Consider the following 3,621-nt stretch of genomic DNA (forward strand, 5'->3'; position numbering starts at 1 on the left):
CCATTTCCCCTGGCTCTCATCCCGACGCTCACCAAGCACGGGTAGAGCGCGGGGCTTCCCGCCGAGAAGCTAAACTAACCCGCTTGAGATTGCTTTGCGCCGCTGCTTCCATCACCAGGTGACCCACCTCAGTCGAACCGGTAAAAGCCACTTTATTAATATCCGGGTGACGCGCGATCGCCGCCCCAGCAGTCGGTCCGTAACCCAGTAAAATATTGACCACTCCTGACGGGAAACCGGCTTCTACAATTAACTCGCCCACTCCCAGAGCCGAGAGAGGTGTTTGTTCTGCAGTGTTCAGCTCAAGAGTATTGCCCGTTGCTAAAGCCGATGCTAGCTTCCACGCTTGCATTAACAAGGGGAAATTCCACGGAATAATTTGCCCGACCACGCCTACTGGTTCCTGTCGCGTATAGCAGAAATAAGGTTCGTTGATGGGAATGGTTTTACCATGTACTTTATCCGCCCAACCTGCATAATAACGATAGCAGGCGATCGCTAAAGTCAAATCCTTGTTTAAAAAATCGCTTAATGGCTTACCATTATCAAGAGTTTCCAATCGCGCCAGTTCTTCTTTATGCTCTTCCATCAAGTCTGCTAACTTGTAGAGCAATTCGCCGCGTTTGGTGGCTGACATTTTCGGCCAATCTCTGCTGGTAAACGCTCGGCGCGCTGCTTCCACTGCGCGATCGACATCAGCACTATCTGCTTTGGCTACATCGCAGATGACTTCCCCATTCGTAGGGTCGATGGTTTCAAATCTTTTGCCAGAAACGCTTTCTATCCACTCATTATTAATAAGCAGTTTGGTTGAACCAATATTTACAGCTTTTTCTGGTGTGGTAGCCACTACCATAGCTTTCCCCCCTATTTGTCTCTTCGGTTACTATTTTGTATTTAAAATATAGTGTTTTCAAGCCAAAATTGCCATTTTGAGCGAGTTTTAAAATATCTCTAACTAACTGTAGAGAATGTTCGCTCGATATTGTGAATTTTTGCCTATTTTTTTTATAAAAAATATCTTACCTTTGGAAGATTGACCCAAATTACCTTCGATGTTAAGCGAGCTTCTCAATCGCAACAGTCGTCCGTCGCGGGTTGAGACGAGCTATGGCTGGGGAAGATTTACACCATCCCCAAGTACCACCCGAGGGCACTGGGCAATAATTTCCCCCCGAGGAGGTCTCCAGTAGGAGACCAGGGGGAGTTTCTGGAAGGGGGTATTGCGGCGATCGCGCCTTTGGGGCTAAACTATTCCGATAGTCGGAATAGTTTTTTCTATGTTTGTTGGAACTACTGAAGCGGCGACTCTTTTGCAGGTTTGCGCTCGAAGAGTCCGAAGATGGTTAGAAGAAGGAAGGATCCAAGGAGCGCGGAAAATCGCCCGCGCTTGGGTCATTCCTCTCTATAAAGGACAACCCCGTGTAAAAAAGGGAACGCGCGGTCCAAAACCCCGCTGGGCAACCCAGCCGCACTGCGCGAATTACAACATTCACATCAATCGCCACAATATCGCGTACAACAAAAAGCACCAAACCACTGAAAAACCTGTGGTTTCGGTGAAACGCGGCTCTCGCAATTTGGCCAAGGGTTCCGAGGTGGAAATTCACGGCCCAAGTCGATTGGTTTATCAACCGAATAAGCCTCTCGATTGCGGGGCAACCGTTTGGATCGAAACTTTTGCAGAGCTAACGGTCTATGATGTGGAAGGAATGCCCATCGCCCTCGACCCTCGCTGGGTATTAGAGCCTGGATGAGCGAATTGAGCATGGAAAATTAGGCAATTGGCATTAGCCTAAAAGGGCTTTGGTCCCAATTTTTGGCCTCACCATCCACTGGTGTGCCTATATGACTCGTCTCAATCATTCTTGGAATGGAGGCGGGAAATTTCTGCTGCGCTTTCACCGAATTTTCCCCATCATCGAACACCGCAATATCGATTGCTTTATCGGTGCATAAAAATTTTGTCCCCAAGCCCAATCGAGAAAAATCAATTGCCCGCCACAGCATCCAGACATAATTTCACTCACATTAATTAACGGGAATTCAATTTTTATGGAAAATACTCACAGGAGTATTCCCTATCTTCGCTTGCCAAAAATACCCGTAAAACTAATGAATAAAATATTTTATCCCATTTTTCAAAAATTAATCCAATTTCCCGCAGGTACCTGTATCGCCGTGAGATTGCAAAGGGTGAACCTCCCTTTAATTAGGGAACTGTAGGGAACGAGAGGTATCGCCACCGAAAATCTTTACCATATTTCTGCCCATTTGTCAATAGCTACTCGAGCCACTTCTCCCGTTTGCTACTGCGATCGCCCCCACAACTGGCGCGACAATTTAGTTCGTTCAGAAAATACTGAACGTTTAAAACAATGCTAGAATTGAGAAAAGAGATAAAAAGACAATTCCCAGGATGTCTACCTTGAATAACGAACAGCGACAGTTTGAACTCAAACGTTTTGTGGAAGAAGTCGGGCTGTTATTCGAGTTGATGGGTTTACCGAGAATGGCAGGGCGGATATTGGGCTGGTTATTAATCGCCGATCCGCCACATCAGTCGCTTACCGAACTTGCCGAAGGGTTGCAAGCCAGCAAAGGGTCGATCAGCACCATGACTCGCTTGTTAATCCAAACAGGTATTGTCGAGCGACTCAGCTTGCCGGGAGAGCGTCGAGACTATTACTGCATCAAACTGGGTGCGTGGTCCGAACTAATCGAGCAACGAATCGCCCAGATTAAAGCCCTGCGGGAACTTGCCGAAAAAGGACTAGAACTACTGGAGGACAAAAAACCGGAGCATCGGCTCAGACTAGAAGAACTGCGGGATTTTCATGCGTTTTTCGAGCGAGAATTGCCGAGGTTGAGCGATCGCTGGGAAAAAGAACACCATAACCCCTAAACCCGGTTTTGAGCGCCACTTTAACAAACCCTTCCACAATCCTCCCGGCAAAAAACTGGCATGTCCCTAAATCTACCCATAACATAGCTTATCCCAAAACCGACCCCCTTTTTGAACTGTCGTTTGGGTGAAAACAGCGCAAAACATATTGGCTCATCTCCCACCACTTATCAGGAGGACGCCCATGCAACGGCAAACCACCGTAGAACAAGAAAAAGAACTACAAAAAAATAACAAACGACCCCCCCAGCCCGGGAAACCGCCCGAAAAAAAATCTAAATCCAAGCGGCGCAGGAAATCCATTGCGATCGCCTTCCTTGCGGTTGCATTATTAGGCATCGGCACCACCAGTTACTTTGCCCTGCAAAACGCCCAACCGAAAACCGACGAACTCGCCACCCTAACCGTCCCCGCAGACAACCAAAACCTCACCGTGCGGATTCAAGCCAGCGGTACCGTGCGCCCGATACAAAGCGTCAACCTTTCCCCGAAAACCGCAGGACGAATCGCCCAACTCTACGTCGAACAAGGCGATCGCGTAGAAGACGGACAAATCATCGCCAGCATGGAAAGCGACGATCTCAAAGCCCAAGTCATGCAAGCCAGAGCCAGAGTCGAGCGCGCCAGCGCCCAACTCGCCCAACTGCGCGCCGGTAATCGTCCGCAAGAAATTGCCCAAGCCCGCGCCCGCCTCGAACAAGCCCGCGCGCGAGTGA

At 48.7% G+C, this 3,621-nt stretch carries 4 protein-coding genes; 3 read left to right on the forward strand and 1 reads right to left on the reverse strand.

Features of this window, described 5'->3' with window-relative positions; genetic code table 11:
• Nucleotides 1–28 precede the first annotated feature (28 nt).
• On the reverse strand, nt 29–856 hold the full coding sequence (locus tag LKK83_RS29180) for an aldehyde dehydrogenase family protein (protein ID WP_324634976.1): 828 nt from the start codon (nt 854–856) through the stop codon (nt 29–31).
• Nucleotides 857–1,280: 424 nt separating this feature from the next.
• On the opposite strand from LKK83_RS29180, the gene LKK83_RS29185 reads away from it, so the two are divergent.
• From LKK83_RS29185 to LKK83_RS29195, 3 genes are all read left to right on the forward strand, one after another.
• A complete protein-coding gene (locus tag LKK83_RS29185; RefSeq protein ID WP_324634977.1) occupies nt 1,281–1,757 on the forward strand; it encodes a helix-turn-helix domain-containing protein in 477 nt (158 codons plus the stop codon).
• A 662-nt stretch (nt 1,758–2,419) separates the two neighbouring features.
• The gene (locus tag LKK83_RS29190) at nt 2,420–2,905 is read left to right on the forward strand and encodes a GbsR/MarR family transcriptional regulator (protein WP_324634978.1); all 486 of its coding nucleotides are present in this window, start codon (nt 2,420–2,422) and stop codon (nt 2,903–2,905) included.
• 184 nt (nt 2,906–3,089) lie between these two features.
• The coding region (locus tag LKK83_RS29195) for a biotin/lipoyl-binding protein (RefSeq protein WP_324634979.1) at nt 3,090–3,621 on the forward strand (532 nt) is incomplete at its 3' end.

The sequence above is a fragment of the Phormidium sp. CCY1219 genome (genome assembly GCF_035615515.1).
Taxonomy (GTDB): domain Bacteria; phylum Cyanobacteriota; class Cyanobacteriia; order Cyanobacteriales; family Laspinemataceae; genus CCY1219.

Bases quoted from the DNA above. Each gene is read 5' to 3' on its own strand.
- LKK83_RS29190 (WP_324634978.1), top strand. From the start codon at position 2,420: ATGTCTACCTTGAATAACGAACAGCGACAGTTTGAACTCAAACGTTTT.
- LKK83_RS29180 (WP_324634976.1), bottom strand. From the start codon at position 856: ATGGTAGTGGCTACCACACCAGAAAAAGCTGTAAATATTGGTTCAACC.
- LKK83_RS29185 (WP_324634977.1), top strand. From the start codon at position 1,281: ATGTTTGTTGGAACTACTGAAGCGGCGACTCTTTTGCAGGTTTGCGCT.